Genomic DNA, 16,403 nt, shown 5'->3' with positions numbered 1-16,403 from the left:
CTACACGTTGAATTTGTAGCCGATCCCCCGCACGGTATGGATGTACTTCGGATCGGTGGGGTTCGGCTCGATCTTCTTGCGCAGGTTGCTGATGTGAACGAGCAGCGTGCGCGTGTCGCCGTTGCTGTCCACGCCCCAGGTCATTTTATACAGCTGTTCGAGCGGGAGCACCTTACCGGGTGAGCGGGCGAGATGCAGCAGCAGGTCGAATTCCTTGGAAGACAGCGGCACGAGCCCGCCGCTTGCTTTCACGGTCCGGCTGAGCAGATCGATCTCCAGTCCCGGAAACGACAGGTACTGGGAATCTTCCTTGTGCTGCTCAAGCAGCTGGCTGCGGCGCAGATGCGCTTTGACCCGGGCGACGAGCTGGCCGGGACTGAACGGCTTCGTAATGTAATCGTCCCCTCCGATGCTGAACCCCAGAATGATATCCATATCCTCGCTTTTGCAGCTCAGAAATAAAATCGGCGTATTATAGGACTTCCGGATCTGCCGGCATACTTCGATGCCGTCCATTTCGGGGAGCAAAATGTCGAGAATCACCAGGTCCGGACGGTGCTCCCGCACCATGGCAAGCGCTTCGGCCCCATTTCCGGAATACAGTACGTCATACCCCTCCTTACGCAAATAAAGACTGATTAATTCGACAATCTCGGCTTCATCGTCGACGATGAGTATTTTTTCTCCAGGCATCGATTTCTCCTCCAAAAGATGATGCGGCGAAACATGATGTTTCTTTGAAACTATCAGAATCATATCCCGCCGGACTCGATACTGGATTCTGATATGGCAGCGACAAACGTCCCGAAATCCTCCAAAGGTGAGCCGTTTATCCCGGTTTCCAAATAATGCAGTTTAAGGTACGATATTAGCAGGAAGCCCATTTGAGCAACAGGAAAGAAAGTGGTATCGATTTCCAGAAACTATTTCTATTATAAATGGTTTTGGGTGTGTATTTCCATAGTTTTATTGGCCGCCGCGATTGCCGGTATCAGTTACTATAGTTCCGCTGCCGGGGAGTCCGCGCCCCGTGCCGTTCAAGGTGTCATAGATCTGGAGGGCTACGGCTTGGAATCCCATGGAACGGTCCGGCTGGACGGCGAATGGGATATGCACTGGATGCGCCTCATGACGCCGGAAGAGCTGGCCTCCCCGGAGCATGCCGCAGGGGAGCGGGCGACCTTGATTGCTCTCCCCGAGGTGTGGAATCGCGTCTTGGTAGAGGGCGTGCAGCCCGGCGGTTCGGGTCATGCGACCTTTCACTTGAAAGTGAAGCTGGATGGCCCCGCTTCCGATCTGGGGCTGAAGCTGCCATATATCCGTACGGCCTACAAGGCTTGGGTGAACGGCGAGCCGGTCGCAAGCAGCGGCACGGTCGGAGAAGACATGCTGACTTCCAAGCCTCAATATACTCCGAATTTGATCCGGTTCCGCCATACGGGCGGGCCGCTCGATATCGTCATTCAGGTTTCCAATTATCATCACCGGCTCGGGGGCATCTGGAAACCGGTCGAGCTCGGCTCATGGAGCGCGCTGGACAGCAAGCTCCGGAGAGAGCTTGCGATCGAGACGCTTGTGGTCGGAAGCCTGCTGTCGATGGGGCTGTATCACATCGGATTGATTGCGCTGAGGCGCAAAGAGAGAGGATCGCTTTATTTCGGCCTTTTTTGTTTATTGATCGGCATACGGGCCTTCTTCGCGGGCGAAGGCGTGATGTATTATTTTGTCCCCGAGGTGCATTGGCTGACGGAGCTGCGCATCGAGTACGTATGCTTCTACATGGGCGTGCCCGTCATGATTATGTTCATGCACTCGCTTTACCCACAGGAGGTGCGCTCCGGCATCGTCCGGCTTATTTTGGCGCTTGGCGTGGCGTTCTCGGCCGCGGCATTTCTGATTCCGCCCCCATGGGTGACCTATACGACGCCGGCGTTCCAGCTCATTACGCTGTTCACCAGCGGCTACCTGCTGTTCAGCCTGGGCCGCGCCGTGCTTCGCAAAAGAGACGGGGCGCTATTCGCCGCGATCGGCTCGGGCGCTTACGTCGCTACGGTGATGCTGGACATCATGTACTATAACCAGTGGATCAAGCTTGGCGAGCTATCGTCGTACGGGCTGCTTGTCTGTGTATTCATGACCTCATTTATCCTGAGTGCCAAATCGGCCAAGGCTTACGTGGAAGTGGAGACGCTATCGCGGCAAATGCGCGAGATGAACACCGGTCTGGAGCATAAAATTCGCGAGCGGACCGCCGAACTGGAACGCATCAACCGCAGTTTGGAACGGATGAACGACGACTTGGCGCGGATGGAAACGTCCAGGCGGCACCTGCTCAGCAATATCTCGCATGATCTGGGAACGCCGATGACGCTGATTCAAGGGTACGTGGAAGCGCTCATCGACGGCGTTGTCTCCCAGCCCGATCAGCAGCAAAAGTATTTAAAGCTCATCCATAACCGGATCACGGGCTTGAACCGGCTCATCGCCGATCTGTTCCAGCTCTCGAAGCTGGAGGCTAGACAGATGGATTTCGATATCCAGCCGGTGAGCACGGACGATTTTATCCGTTATTTCGACGAGCGCTATGAGCTGGAGCTGGCCGGCGCCGGGCTCAAGTTCGAGACGGTCGCCTACTCGCTGCGGCCCGAAGCCCACCGGCAGGCCATCGTCAAAATCGACGTGGACCGGATCGATCAGGTGCTGACCAACGTTATTTACAATGCGGTCAAGCATACGCCCCGTGGCGGGCTCATCCAGCTTCATTTTATCGTGGACGAGCATTCGCTTGTCGTGCAGGTGCAGGATAACGGCTCGGGCATCGATCCGGAAGACTTGCCGTATATTTTCGACCGTTTCTACAAGAAAGACAAGTCCCGCAACACGTCCGGCGGCGGCAGCGGCCTCGGGCTGGCCATCGCCAAGGAGATTATCGACTACCATGGGGGCCGGATCTGGGCGCAAAGCCGCGTCGGTCAAGGCGCCTGCATTGCTTTCATGCTGCCCCTTGCGAAAGGGGGTGAATAGAGACTCGGACGTTAGCGGCGCCCGCGGTGAATCGCATGCCCGACGTTTAATCGCCGGAATCAGGGGGATGCAGCAGCGAGATGCGGTAATCGGTCGGCGAGAGCTGGTAGTGCCGCTTGAACTGCTTCGAAAAGTACAGCGGGTCCTGGAAACCGACCGAAGACGCAATCTGCTCCACGGTCAGCTCCGGGCGCTCCCGCAGCAGATGGCGCGCTTTGTCGAGCCGGAGCCGGAGCAGGAACGTCACGGGCGTCAGCCCGGTCTGACGCTTGAACAGCGTCGAGAGATAAGCGCGGTTGTAGCCGAGCGACTCGGCCATCAGCTCGATCGTGATCGGCTCCGCGTACTGCTTGGATAAATATTGCAGTGCCCGCTGCACCGTTTGCCCGGCGGCAGTTGCCTGCTCCGGCTCGTCCGCGCGAAGGGGGCGAAGCGCTTCCGCGAACTCGGCGAACAGCAGATGCAGGCAGCCGTTCGCTTCTAGATTGGCGCCTGCGCCGCGGTGTTGAAACGCCAGCTGCACTTGACGGAACAGGACGCCGATCGAGCGCTTTCGTCCGGTATGCACGACCGGCTGCTGCGAACTCAGGCCCGTATCCTGCAGCAAGCGCTCCGCGAGCCGTCCTTCGAAGGCGACCCAGCGGTAGTGCCACGGGTCAAGCGTATCGGCCATGTAATTGACCAGCTTGCCCGGCTCGATCAGGAAGCTGTCTCCTGCGCCGAGCTCGTAAGTCTGTCCCTGGCAGACGTAGGTGCCTTTGCCGGATAACACATGATGCAGCAAATAATAATCGACCACCTTCGGTCCGGGCTTATGACCCGGTTTCGTCTGGCTGTGGCCGGCGAACAGGACGGTCAAAGGGCTGTCTTCCGGCGCGGGGTACGGGTTGGATACGACAAAGTAGGTATCGGGACGTTTGACAGGCCCGGACACGGCGCGACTCGCCTCCTTTTGGGGCATCGCCCCGGATACGTTCAGTATAGCACAACCGGGGATGTCTGCGCGTTCATGATCTAACATTTTTCCATGTCGTTCTGACATCGCTCCATAGTGAAAACCGGTTGTCGGGGCTATACTTGAGGCAAAGCTTACTACAGAAATTCACTATATCGAACGTGTCTTCTTAAATCCATTACGAGGTGAACCGTCATGACGGAAGTCAAAGCATTGCAGGAGCAGTTTGTCGAACTGTACGGAGGAGATAGCTCCAATCCTATCCGGGCGTTTCATGCGCCAGGGCGCGTCAATCTGATCGGGGAGCATACCGATTACAACGGAGGCTACGTTTTCCCGGCCGCTCTGACGTTCGGCACGACGATGCTGATCCGGAAACGGGAGGACGATCAGGTGGGATTCGCTTCCACCAACTTTCCGCTGCGCAAGCATATTTCCATTCAGCAGGTCGAATTCCGCGCTGAAGACGATTGGATTAATTATCCGAAGGGCATCATCCGCGAGCTGCAAAAGCGGGGGCTTTCCGTCGGCGGCTACGATATTTTGTACAGCGGGGCAATTCCGAACGGCTCCGGCCTCTCCTCTTCGGCTTCTATCGAAGTGGTGACGGCTTACGGCCTGCTCACAATGGAAGGGCAGCCGACGGACAAAGTGGAGATCGCGCTGCTGTCGCAAAAGGCTGAGAACGAGTTCATCGGCGTACAGTGCGGCATCATGGATCAATTTGCGGTAGCGATGGGCAAGAAGGAGCATGCGATTTTGCTCATGTGCGATACGCTGGAATACAAGCACGTGCCGTTCGTCAGCGGTGAATACAAGCTGGTGATCGGCAACACGAACAAAAAGCGCGGGCTCGTCGACTCGGCCTACAACGAGCGCCGTTCGCAGTGCGAGCAGGCAGTGAAGCATTTGGCTGCCGAATATCCCGACCTGACGCTGCTCGGTCAGCTGTCGCTGGAGCAATACCGGAGCGCGCAGCATCTGATTCCGGACGAAACGGTGCGCAAGCGGGCGCAGCACGTCGTCGAGGAGATCGACCGGGTGCTGCAGTCCATCGAGGTGCTCGAACGGGGAGACTTGGCGGCATTCGGCCGGCTCATGATCGGCTCGCATAACTCGCTGCGCGACTTGTACGAGGTGACTGGCGTCGAGCTGGATACGATGGTCGAAGCGGCGCTTGCCGTTCCCGGCGTGCTTGGCTCGCGGATGACGGGCGCCGGCTTCGGCGGCTGCACGGTATCGTTAGTGCATCAAGACAGCGTGGAGCGGTTTGTCGGCGAAGTGGGCCGCGTGTATAAGGAGAAGACCGGCTTGACCGCGGACTTCTACGTATGCGACATTGGGAATGGCGTGCAGGAGATGCAGCTATAGGAAACCAACAAATATATTCAGCTTGACGGAAGGAGAGGCTTGATTATGGCCATTATGGTAACCGGAGGCGCGGGTTATATCGGCTCGCATACGGTAGCGGAGCTGCTGGCAAAAGGCGAAGAGGTGGTTGTCGTCGACAATTTGCAGCAGGGACACCGGGAAGCGGTGCTCGGCGGCAAGCTGTACGTCGGGGATATTCGCGATGCGGACTTTTTGGATACGGTATTCCGTGAAAACAAGATCGACGCCGTCATTCACTTCGCAGCGAGCTCGCTCGTCGGCGAAAGCATGCAGCTCCCCGGCAAATATTATCATAACAATGTTTATGGGACGCTCTGCCTGCTGGAGAAAATGAACGAATATGGCGTCAAAAAAATCGTGTTCTCGTCTACGGCGGCGACGTACGGCGAACCGGAGAACGTTCCAATTCTGGAAACGGACCGGACGCTGCCGACGAACGCTTACGGCGAAACGAAGCTCGCCATGGAGAAGATGATGCGCTGGTTCGATACCGCGCACGGCATCAAATACGTCTCGCTGCGCTATTTCAACGCGGCCGGTGCGCACGAAAGCGGCCGGATCGGCGAAGACCATTCGCCGGAGACTCATCTGGTGCCGATCATTCTGCAGGTGGCGCTTGGCAAGCGCGCGCATATCTCGATTTTCGGTGAAGATTATGCGACGCCGGACGGCACGTGCATCCGCGACTACATTCATGTGACCGACCTGGCAGACGCCCACATCCTGGCGGTAGAAAAGCTTCGCGCCGGCGGGGATAGCAGCGTGTACAATCTGGGCAACGGCAAAGGCTTCTCCGTGAAAGAAGTGATCGACATCGCGCGCGAAGTGACGGGACATGCGATTCCGGCGGTCGTCGAAGCCCGCAGAGCGGGAGACCCGGCGGTGCTTGTCGCCTCCTCGGAGCGCGGCAGAACGGAGCTGGGCTGGCAGCCGAAGCGGCACAGCCTGAAGCAAATTATCGCCTCTGCATGGGCTTGGCATCAAGCGAATCCGGACGGCTACGGCAAGTAAAATTACGGGTGCAGGCGTTCGGGCCGAAGGCCTGCCGATCCGAAGGAGTGGAGAACAATGGAACAAAGACAGAAGGAAATGGAATTCGGCTCCCCCGACCGGAAGGCGGCCTATTGGGTCGAACGGCTGCTGCAATTCGGCCTGAAGCGCGGACTATTGGAGCCGCTGGATGTCTATGCGGCCCGCAACGGGCTGCTCGATCTGCTGTGTATCGGCGAGCCGTACGAGGGCGAGCTGAGCGAGCCGGTGGCTGACAGCGTAGTGGAGCTGCTGGAGCCGCTGCTCGATTACGCGGCCGAATTGGGCCTGCTTGAAGAAAATAACACGACAGTGCGCGATCTGCTGGATGCACGTTTGATGGGGCAGCTCATGCCTCGGGCATCCGAGCTTGTGCACCGGTTCTGGACGACCGCGAAGTCCGCCGGGATCGAAACGGCGACGGATGCTTTCTACAAGCTGTGCATCGACTCGAACTACATCCGTATGGACCGAATCGGCAAAAACATGTATTGGCTTGCGCCGACGGAATATGGCGATATCGAAATTACCGTAAACTTGTCGAAGCCCGAGAAAGACCCGAAAGAAATCGCGATGCTCCGAAACGCGCCGCAGAGCCATTACCCCAAATGCCTGCTGTGCATCGAAAACGTGGGCTACGCCGGCAGGCTCAATCATCCGGCGCGGCAGAACCTGCGAGTCATTCCGGTTGAGTTGGCCGGGGAAACGTGGTATTTTCAGTATTCGCCTTACGTGTATTACAACGAGCACAGTATCATTTTTGACCGGGAGCATCGGCCGATGAAGACGTCGAAGGAGACGTTCGAGCGCCTGCTCGATTTCGTGGAGCGCTTCCCGCATTACTTCATCGGCTCGAATGCCGACCTGCCGATTGTGGGTGGATCGATCTTGAACCACGATCATTTTCAAGGCGGGCGGCACAAGTTTCCGATGGAAAAGGCCGGCGTTGAGGAAAGCTTCAGTCATCCGGATTATCCCGGCGTGAAGATCGGCATCGTCAAATGGCCAATGTCGGTCATCCGCATCGGCGCCCACAACCGCGATCAGCTGCTGAAGCTCGCCACGGCGATTCTGGACGCGTGGAAGTCTTACAGCGACCCGTCGCAAGATATTTTCGCGTTTACGGAGCAGGCGGGCGTCAAGGTGCCGCACAACACGATCACCCCCATTGCCCGCAACAATTCAAGCGGGGAATACGAGCTTGATCTGGTGCTGCGCAACAACCGGACCAGCGAGGAGCATCCCGACGGCATTTTTCACCCGCACAAGGAGCTTCACCACATCAAGAAAGAGAACATCGGCTTGATCGAGGTGATGGGGCTCGCCGTGCTGCCGGGCCGTCTCAAGGACGAGCTGGAGCTGGCGTTCAGGCTGCTGACCGGGGAAGAGAAGCTGGACGGGAAGATTACGCGCGATCCGTCGCATCCGCTGCACAAGCATGCCGAATGGCTGGAGGAGCTTGTTGGCCGTTACGGTACGGCTATGCCGGAGGAGGACGCGAGGCAGGCGCTGCAAACGGAGACGGGCCGCAAGTTCGCGGACGTGCTGCGCGATGCGGGCGTGTACAAGCGCAGCGAGCAGGGAATGGAGCGGTTCCGGACGTTTTTGCGGCACCTTGGTGTGCAGGCTTAATGCGGGAACGGGAACAGTTGTCCAAGGAACGTCTATTGAGCGACAAGAGCAGGCAGTAATTGTTCCGGTCCATTCCAGCATGCCCTTATTGACTATAGAGGAGCTAGAAAAAGACCCCCATCCGGGCACCGTGTTGACGGAGCGCCGAATGGGGGTCTTGTGCTTCTTCATGGAATCGGGGCTGGGGTTATCCCGCCCGGGAGCCTTCGTCGCCGGAAGGCCGGCGCGTCTTCGGCTCGATCTCGATCAGATCGGGCTTCCGGGTGATCTCTTCGACCTCGATGCCGTTTTTGGCGAGCGTGTTGGTCAAGAAATTTTCATCCTGTGCCGGGAAAATGTACGACGGATGCCGATCGGTGTCGTTGAGCAACTGCTCGGCCACCTGCAGCAATTTATCCATCGAGAACGGCTTGCGCAGAAACTTCTCGATATCTTTCTCGTGATAATCCTGCGGAGGCTCCAGAGCCGTGGATACGATCACCGGGGTCCGGTAAAACTTCGGATGGCGGTACAACTCGCCGATGAAATCCCAGCCGTTCTTCGTTCCCTCCAAATGAATGTCCACGATGCACAGTCTCGGACCGCCCTCTTCGATCCGGTGCAGGGCGAGAATGCCTTCCTCGGCCGAGCGCACATGCATCGTCGGGATATGCAGCTTGGCGAGCGCCACTTGAATCAGCTTCGCCAAATTATCGTCATCCTCCAAAATCATGATGCTGTTGTCCGCCGTACCGACCCGGTAAGCTTGGAGCGTCACGGTGAAGGTCGAGCCTGACCCCATCTCCGATTCGAACGCGACCGTCCCCTCGTGACCTTCGACGATTTCTCGCACGATGGACAGCCCGAGGCCTGTTCCGCCGATCTGCCTGCGGTCGGAATTGTCGACGCGGTAAAATTTGGAGAACAGCTTATCCTTGGCTTCCTCCGGAATGCCGAGGCCGTAATCCTGAACCAGAAATTGTACGGCTTCGCCATCCTGCCGGAGCGTCAGATCGACACGGTCCGCCTGAGGCGAGTATTTGATCGCGTTGCTGAGCAAATTGTGCGCCACCTGCTTCAGCCGGTCTGCATCGCCGCGCACCCACACTTCATGCTGCGGCAGATGCAGCGAGAGGTCGTGGCTTTGCTTGCCCCGCCACTGCTCGACCACCTCCTGCAGCAATCCTCCCAGCTCCACCGGGGCAAAATGATAAATTTGCTTGCCGGATTCCATCCGCTGCAGATCCAAAAAGTCGTTGATCAACGTCGAAAGCCGGGTCGCCTCTTTATAGACGGTTTGCAGGTAACGCTGCTGCTTCTCCGGCGTAAGCTGGCGGTTGAGCAAAATCTCGATAAAACCGAGAACGCTCGCAAGCGGCGTCCGCAGCTCGTGGGAGACGATGCTGATGAATTCGTTTTTCATCTCGTCGACTTTCTCTTCCTCGGTCCGGTCGCGGAATACGAACAGGAAGCCGAGCTCCTCGTCGTGGCGTTCGACCATCATCCGGATGGCGTACAGCTCCACATATCTTTGCTGCTCTTCCCCGTCGGTGAAGGAGAAGCGCTCCGTCAGCGTATTCAAGTCGCCTCGGAGCAGGCCGCGGATCGATTGGGAAACGCGGGCGAAGCTCGGCGAGCGATCGAGCAGCTCCTGGCTGATCTCGGCGATCGATTCGCCGGTGCGTTCGCTAAGCCGGAGGAAATCGTGCATGCGATGATTGAAAAACATCAGCTTCCCTGAAGCATCGCACATCATCATGCCCTCATGAGTCGATTCGAGGATATTGTTGATCAGGTCGCGCTGCTCCTCCATCGCCGCCTTCTCCTGCTGAAGCTGCTCGTAGAGCGCCTCCAGACGGGCGGATTGACGACGGCGCTCCTCGTTCATTTGCTGCGCCAGGAAGGCAAGTCCGAATTGGCGGATAAGCCCTTTGGCCAGCCGCGTTTTTTGCTCGTCCGGCGAAGTTAGATATCCGGTCAGCAGCAGGAAGCCGGTCGCTTCATGCTCATCGTTGAACAGCGGATAATAGCGGTCTATCGCGTGGGTGATGCCTTGATGGAAGCCGCCCTCCTGCGCAGTGGCTTGACGCACGCACTCCATCGGCATTTTCTCCTTCAGGACGCGCCGCGCCGTGCCGAACAGTTCGCTTTCCAGCATCGTGGGCAGCGTCGACGGATAGCCGATGGAATAGGCGACCTGATAAGAGGCTTCCGTCCCGTCGCCGCCCGGCGTTTTCAATAAAAGCAGAGCCGCGTCGAGATGCAGCGATTCCAGCAGCGCCGGGAGGGAAGCGTTCAAAAAGTCGGCCATGTCCGTCGAGCCAGTCAGCTTTTCCTGATAGCTGCTGATGGCTTCCAATTCCAGCTCGCGCTGCGACAGCTTCTCCAGCGTCGCTTCCTGCTCCTCCTGCTGGGCAATGATCTCTTCGTTCTGCACCTCCAGGCTTTCCGCCATGTACCGGTACGTTTCCTCGCTTTTGCGCAGCTTGGCTTCGGCTTGATTGGCCCGGTTGAAGATGAAGAACGAGAACAGGCCGACGATAATGGCGATCCCGCCTCCGATGAAAACGATGACGCGCGCCCGTTTCTCCGAGGTTTGAGCCGATGAATACGCTTCCTCTGCAATAAGCTCGATCTCGGCGGTCAGCTTCGTATGAATTTGGCGAAAGCGGTCCATCTGGTTCTTGCCCATGGACACCCGCTTGATCGCGTCAGGCAGCTTCCCGGCGCGGATCAGCTCGATTTGGCTGGCATAATGCTCCTGCAGCCGCTGAATTTGCGGGATCGCGTCGCCTTCCATGACGCTGCGCAGGCCGGGGTATTTTTTCTGAAACGCAGCCATGGCGAGCAAGTCGTCCTGCAACTGGGCTTTGCCGAAATCGTAGGGCTCCAGATATTTCTCGTCTTGCGTCACTTCGTAGCCCCGCAGCCCGGATTCCATATTGACCAGATCGACCAGGATGCTTTCGGCCAAATTGTTTAGCGGAATCACTTCGTTAACGACGCTGTTCAGTTCCTTTTCCGTGCTGGAGGATGCAACAAAGCTGGAGACGCTGATCATCACGAGCAGGGAAATCACGACAATCACGTACCCGAGTGAAATTTTCGATCGTGTCATGTTCATGGCAGAGCCACCTTCTTGGCAAATAGACATTCTTTTTTGTACGTTCCTAGTTCGACAAAAGCAGAGTAAATCCTCTATCGCGAACGGTGCATTTCAAGCCGGAACGCAAAAAAAATCACTGCTTTGCCGAAAAGAGCAGCTTATGACGGCATGAGTCGAAGGATGTCAGGAAGCTTTGCATTCCTATTGTTTTCCGGAAGCGGAGGAGAAAGGGAAGGGGAAAAGGACGCGTCTCTTCAAGCCGCATGCTGGAGCTCGCGTCCTTGCTTGATTCGGATTAGGCTGCGCATGAAGCGTGGGAAAAGGGAGGGACTTGCCGCAGATCTGCGTTTCCTGCTGTCTAGCTGTATTTGAGGCGAACGGCGGAGCGGCTCAGGCGCGCTCCACCCATTCGCTGCGCAGGGAGAACAACTCTCTCAAGTCGTCCGTCGACAGCTCGGTGATCCACTGCTCGCCGGTGCCGACGATTTGCTGGCTGAGCCCGAGCTTCTTGTCGATCATCTCGTCGATGCGTTCCTCCAGCGTACCCAGCGTGACGAATTTGTGTACCTGCACATGGCGCGTCTGGCCGATCCGGAAAGCGCGGTCCGTCGCCTGGTTTTCCACCGCGGGATTCCACCAACGGTCGAAATGGAACACGTGATTCGCCGCGGTCAGATTCAGTCCGGTGCCGCCGGCTTTGAGCGACAGCAGGAAGATACCGGAATCGTTCTCCTCCGGCGGCGCTTCGCCTTGGAACGTTTCGATCATGCGATCCCGCTCCGCCTTGGAGCTGCCTCCGTGAAGAAAAGGCACCTTGCCTCCAAACTCTTCTTCCAGCACCCGCTGCAGCAAATGCCCCGTCTCCACGAATTGGGTGAAAATAAGACACTTGTCGCCTTCCTGCCGCAGCTCCTGCACCATTTCCAGCAGCCGTTCGACCTTGTTCGAGCGTTCGCGCCACGGTGCCCGGACGGCATCCTTGGCGAGCAGCGCCGGATGATTGCAGATCTGCTTCAGCTTCGTCAGCGCGGCGAGAATCATCCCGCGGCGCTCCATCGCCGACAGCTTGTCGATCCGCTCGAACATATCTTGAATGTAGTTCTCGTACAGCGTCGCCTGCTCGGCCGTGAGCGAGACGTACGTTTTGTACTCGTACTTTTCCGGCAGATCGAGCTGAATGGATGGGTCCTTCTTGATACGCCGCAGCAGAAAGGGCCGGATCAGCCGCTGTACTTTGGCGATCAGCTCCTTGTCCTGCGTGCGCTCGATGGCGCCGACGTACCGCTGGGTGAAATCGCGCAGCGTACCGAGATAGCCCGGGTTGAGAAAATCGAAGATCGACCACAGCTCGGTCAGCCGGTTCTCGATCGGGGTCCCGGTCAAGGCGATCCGGTGCCGCCCGGCGAGCTTGCGGATCGATTGCGCCTGCTTCGTGTAGGCGTTCTTAATGTTCTGCGCTTCGTCGAGACAGATCGATTCCCATGAAACGGAGCCGAGCTCCGTCTCATCCAGATGCGACAGCGTGTACGTCGTCAGCACGAGGTCGCTTTCGCTGCAGCTCTCGGCGAAGCTGTTTCCTTTGGCCCGGGCCGGCCCGTAATGCAGATGCACGCGCAGGTCCGGCGCGAAGCGCTGCAGCTCCTTCTGCCAGTTGCCCAGCACGGACGTCGGGCAGATCAGCAGGGAAGGGGCGGCCCCGCCCGTCTGCGGCGTGTCAGCCACTTGGGTATCGATGGCCAGCTGCTGTTCCCGGAGGTGTAGCAAATACGTGATCATCTGGATCGTCTTGCCGAGCCCCATGTCGTCGGCCAGACAGCCGCCGAGACCGCATTCGCGCAAGAACACGAGCCACGAGATGCCTTCCACCTGATACGGCCGCAGCTTGCCGCGGAAGCTGTCCGGCGGCTCCAGCAGCGGCGGGCGCTTCGAATGATTCAGCAGATCGACAAGCTCCTGAAGCTGCTCGTCAAGCTCGACTTCCATGTTGAGCGTACGGTGGAAGTCTTTGTCCTCTTCGCCTTCGCTGGAGCCGAGCAGATGAAGCTCCAGCACGTCCCGGAACGACAACCCCTGCTTCTTCTCCACCTGATGCATGACGCGCTGGAGTTGGGCAAGATGAACCGGGTCGAGCTGGATCCACTGCCCGCGGATTTGCACAAGCCGCCGGTTCTGCTCCAGCAGCTCGCGGAATTCAGCCTCGGTCAGCTCGACGTCGCCCAGCGCGATTTTCCAATCGAACTGCATGAGCTGATTCAGGCCGAACATCGACTGCGGGCCGGAGCCGACCGACGATTTGATCTTCGCTTTGAGGCGCGGCCGCCATCTGCGGATGCGTTCCCACCAAGCGGGCAAGATGACCGAATAGCCCGCTTCCATCAGGCGCAGGCTGCCTTTGGCCAGCAGCTCCCACGCCTCGTCCGGCGTCAGCGTGCTGCGCAGCCCGGCTTCGCCCTCGGCCAGCCACGGCAGCATGCGCCGCCATTTCGCCGCATCGCGCGCTGCGCGGCCGAGATGCAGGCGCCACTCGGCGGGGAGCGCCTCAGCCGCCACGGCCTCGCGGTCCGCGGCGTTGTCCGCGGGCGCTTCCGCTTGCGCTTCCGCTTGCGCTTCAGGCGGCACAATGCCGCCTACCGCATCGCTCGCGGCTTCGTCCGCGGCCGTCACGCCGGCTTCCGGCTCCGCCGCGGCCCAACCGGCGACGGCGGACGGGGCCACCTCGCGCTGCACGTCCTTGTCGCTACGGTCCTGCAGCACGACGCGCAGCGGCCATGCGCTGCCGGACTCCGCCGGCTCTTCGAGCTTCAGGCACGTGCGGAACGGCGTGCCGTCCGACTGCCAGCCGATGGAGATGAGCCAGTCCTCCTCGTCCATCCACAGCTCGGCTGCCTGACCGCCCCCGCGTCCAAGCAGTGGAAACGAGCGCTCCAGCTGCTCCAGACTCTGGCGCATGACGCCGTCCTCCTGAATCCACGCCGGGATGAGCAGATCCAGCCAATGCTGCGCAACCGGCGAGGCGGACCAGGCCGCTGCCGCCTCGGGCAGCTGCAGCTTCCAGCCGAGCTCCCCGGCCTTCCACTTGGCGAAATCCGGCATGAAGCGGCCGTGCGTCAGCGCTTCCTTGACATGGGGCGCAAGCTGTGTCAGCTCCTTCAGCTCGCGGCCGAAGGCGAGCCGTTGGTGCCGGACGACGCCCGGCGCCGCAAAATAGTCAAGCGCTTCCAGCACAGGCAGCAGCAATCCTTCGACGTTCTGCGACTCGACGACTTCGATGAACGTTCCATAGAAGGAAGGCTCGTGCCAAGCGAACAGCCAGTCCCGCAAATCGTAAGCGTCGCAGATACCGCCGTTATAGCGGGCGCCCCACAGGAAGAAGCCGCCCTGCGGCGCCCAGCGCACATGGACGTGGGTGAGGCCCGTATCGGTCATGGAATCCATTTTCCTTTCCTCAGCTCTTCCTGCAGCGCGCGCAGGCGCGAATATTTCATCGCCAGCCGGTAAATGAAATCTTCCCAGTCGTTCGACCGGTTCAGTTTTTTGTACATAGTGTGCAGCTTTTTCAGCAAGCGTACGGCGTTTTTGTAGGCCGTCCGGTTTTTCTCCGCGATGCAACGCTCTACCGCCTGGTGAAACAGCGGCAGCATCAGCGACGGGTCGTGCTTTTCGACCGTTTGCAAATCCAGCGAGTACAGATCCAGCGGCGAGACGCGGTTCGAGAGCTGCAAGTCGATCCAAGCCTTATAGCGCTGCGCCTTCATCAAGTAAGCCGTATAGAAATGGTACGTCCGCGGCAGCAGCGCGATCATGACCGACACCCACTCGCCGTCGTCGGTCTGCTGCTGCACCGCCTCCATCCAATATTGGCAAAACTGCCGCAGCTCCTCCTGCTGGGCCCGCTGTACTACAGGCAGCAGCCAGCGAAGCCAGGCCAGCATCCGGTCCCACGCTTCTTCCTCGTAGCAGCGGTGCAGATAGAGGAAGTAGTCCCGCGCTTCCCGCTTGGACAGCGCTTCGAGCTTCTCCCGCGCCGCGTCGTCGTCGCCTTCGATCACGGCAAAATGCGCCTCCGCCAGCAGCAGCGCATCCCGCCGCCTCGGCATCAGATCGGGCGATTCCAGCATGCGCCGCAGCCGGGCGCGTTCCTCCGCCATCCATGCGGGATAGCTTGTCATCCGCCACCAGACGCTGCGGTATACGGTAGACCACGACAAAGGCGATTCCTTCCCCGACAGCGCCGCCTCCGCCAGCAGACCGAGCGTCTCCTTCCAGGGAGCAGAAGCTTTTTCCGCCAAAAGGGCGACATCGAGCCGGGGAACAAGCCGTAGCAGCTCCTCCAGACATTGGCGGCCGACCGTCCGGCAGCCCGTTTCGATATAATAAGAAAGGTAGGACGTTTTCGTCTCCTGATAAAATTGTTCGATTTTCCGCATCACGAAGAACAGCACATGAAGCGAGTACAGCCCCCGCAGCGGCTGCTCCCAGCCTTCGCCGTAGGGCAGCAGCTTTTCCTTGACCGCGCTGTAGAACAGCTCGATCGATTGCTGCTGGTTGAGGGAAAAGCCGTAAAACTGCTGGTCAAAAAACTTCTGCCACTGGGCCGGCGTGTGATCGGGGGCCGGAGGCTCGAACCGGTCCTGCCGCTTCTCCGCAGCCTTGGAGACCGCCGTCTGCTTGGCCTGCTGCCGCGAACGCACGGCGATCGCCTGCTTGAGCTGCTGGAGCAGCAGCTCCGGACGGCCGAACGGCGCGTACAGAGCGAAAGCGACTGCGGCCATATGCTTGCAGTTGTCCCCGTCCGGGCAACTGCATTCGCTTTTGCCGAACTGGTCCAGATCGAGAATCACTTCGTAGCGCTTCGTACCGCGCACCAAAGCATGCACTTCCACGCCATGCTTCAGCTCCAGCTCCGCCACTTGCCCCTTGTGGTAATAAGCCCATCCGCGCTCAAGCCTGGCCGGGTCGAAATTGTCGCGCAGATGCCCGATCAGCTCATTTATTCGATTTTTCGGAATCTGCAGCTTCAGCATGTTTCGCCCACCGCCCTTTTTGTCTATCCTTATAGTGTACCAGATTTTGCATCGAAATGCGTGCCGGATCAAGGCCGAAATGCGACTTTTTTTCCTCGTACACGGCTTTATTGCTGCGGTTGCGGGCCGTCCGGTTTCCGAGTACAATGAGTCAAAAGGATTGCCAAAACATGATTGCCGTTGCCGTCCGCCCGGCCGCGAGCCGCCGTCTCTTCGGAGAGCATGGACCTACGGACAGGGCGAATCAGATACGCGGAAGCGA

General features: G+C 58.9%; 9 protein-coding genes. 4 read left to right on the top strand and 5 right to left on the bottom strand.

Annotation, left to right across the window (positions count from 1 at the left end):
- On the bottom strand, positions 1–693 hold the full coding sequence (locus tag NI000_RS23005; protein ID WP_036688281.1) for a response regulator transcription factor: 693 nt from the start codon (positions 691–693) through the stop codon (positions 1–3).
- Between the two features lie 375 nt (positions 694–1,068).
- On the opposite strand from NI000_RS23005, the gene NI000_RS23000 reads away from it, so the two are divergent.
- Entirely contained in the window at positions 1,069–3,024 is a 1,956-nt protein-coding gene (locus NI000_RS23000; RefSeq protein ID WP_253413729.1) for a sensor histidine kinase, read from the top strand.
- 46 nt (positions 3,025–3,070) lie between these two features.
- On the opposite strand, the gene NI000_RS22995 is transcribed toward NI000_RS23000, so the two are convergent.
- On the bottom strand, positions 3,071–3,958 hold the full coding sequence (locus NI000_RS22995) for an AraC family transcriptional regulator (RefSeq protein ID WP_253413728.1): 888 nt from the start codon (positions 3,956–3,958) through the stop codon (positions 3,071–3,073).
- Positions 3,959–4,174: 216 nt separating this feature from the next.
- On the opposite strand from NI000_RS22995, the gene NI000_RS22990 reads away from it, so the two are divergent.
- Genes NI000_RS22990 through NI000_RS22980 form a run of 3 tightly spaced genes read left to right on the top strand, consistent with a single transcriptional unit; the run spans position 4,175 to position 8,032 of the window.
- On the top strand, positions 4,175–5,350 hold the full coding sequence (locus NI000_RS22990; RefSeq protein ID WP_253413727.1) for a galactokinase: 1,176 nt from the start codon (positions 4,175–4,177) through the stop codon (positions 5,348–5,350).
- 45 nt (positions 5,351–5,395) lie between these two features.
- Positions 5,396–6,382 carry a UDP-glucose 4-epimerase GalE gene (galE, locus tag NI000_RS22985; RefSeq protein ID WP_253413726.1) on the top strand — a complete coding sequence of 329 codons (987 nt, stop codon included), beginning with the start codon at positions 5,396–5,398 and terminating at the stop codon, positions 6,380–6,382.
- 57 nt (positions 6,383–6,439) lie between these two features.
- The gene (locus tag NI000_RS22980; protein ID WP_253413725.1) at positions 6,440–8,032 is read left to right on the top strand and encodes a UDP-glucose--hexose-1-phosphate uridylyltransferase; all 1,593 of its coding nucleotides are present in this window, start codon (positions 6,440–6,442) and stop codon (positions 8,030–8,032) included.
- A gap of 187 nt (positions 8,033–8,219) precedes the next feature.
- On the opposite strand, the gene NI000_RS22975 is transcribed toward NI000_RS22980, so the two are convergent.
- The 3 genes from NI000_RS22975 to NI000_RS22965 all read right to left on the bottom strand — a co-directional run bounded on the left by NI000_RS22975 (position 8,220) and on the right by NI000_RS22965 (position 16,141).
- Positions 8,220–11,135, bottom strand: a complete 2,916-nt coding sequence (locus NI000_RS22975; protein WP_253413724.1) for an ATP-binding protein — start codon at positions 11,133–11,135, stop codon at positions 8,220–8,222.
- Positions 11,136–11,507: 372 nt separating this feature from the next.
- A complete protein-coding gene (locus NI000_RS22970; protein WP_253413723.1) occupies positions 11,508–14,552 on the bottom strand; it encodes a DEAD/DEAH box helicase in 3,045 nt (1,014 codons plus the stop codon).
- Positions 14,540–16,141 carry an SWIM zinc finger family protein gene (locus NI000_RS22965; RefSeq protein ID WP_253413722.1) on the bottom strand — a complete coding sequence of 534 codons (1,602 nt, stop codon included), beginning with the start codon at positions 16,139–16,141 and terminating at the stop codon, positions 14,540–14,542. The genes NI000_RS22970 and NI000_RS22965 overlap by 13 nt, the downstream gene beginning before the upstream one ends.
- Between the last annotated feature and the right edge of the window lie 262 nt (positions 16,142–16,403).

This window comes from Paenibacillus tyrphae, assembly GCF_024158745.1.
GTDB lineage: Bacteria > Bacillota > Bacilli > Paenibacillales > NBRC-103111 > Paenibacillus_G > Paenibacillus_G tyrfis_A.
This window is presented reverse-complemented; position numbering and strand designations above follow the sequence as displayed.

Coding starts and splice junctions, on each gene's coding strand:
- NI000_RS23005 (WP_036688281.1), bottom strand. CDS start 693: ATGCCTGGAGAAAAAATACTCATCGTCGACGATGAAGCCGAGATTGTC.
- NI000_RS22990 (WP_253413727.1), top strand. CDS start 4,175: ATGACGGAAGTCAAAGCATTGCAGGAGCAGTTTGTCGAACTGTACGGA.
- galE (WP_253413726.1), top strand. CDS start 5,396: ATGGCCATTATGGTAACCGGAGGCGCGGGTTATATCGGCTCGCATACG.
- NI000_RS22980 (WP_253413725.1), top strand. CDS start 6,440: ATGGAACAAAGACAGAAGGAAATGGAATTCGGCTCCCCCGACCGGAAG.
- NI000_RS22975 (WP_253413724.1), bottom strand. CDS start 11,135: ATGAACATGACACGATCGAAAATTTCACTCGGGTACGTGATTGTCGTG.
- NI000_RS22970 (WP_253413723.1), bottom strand. CDS start 14,552: ATGGATTCCATGACCGATACGGGCCTCACCCACGTCCATGTGCGCTGG.
- NI000_RS22965 (WP_253413722.1), bottom strand. CDS start 16,141: ATGCTGAAGCTGCAGATTCCGAAAAATCGAATAAATGAGCTGATCGGG.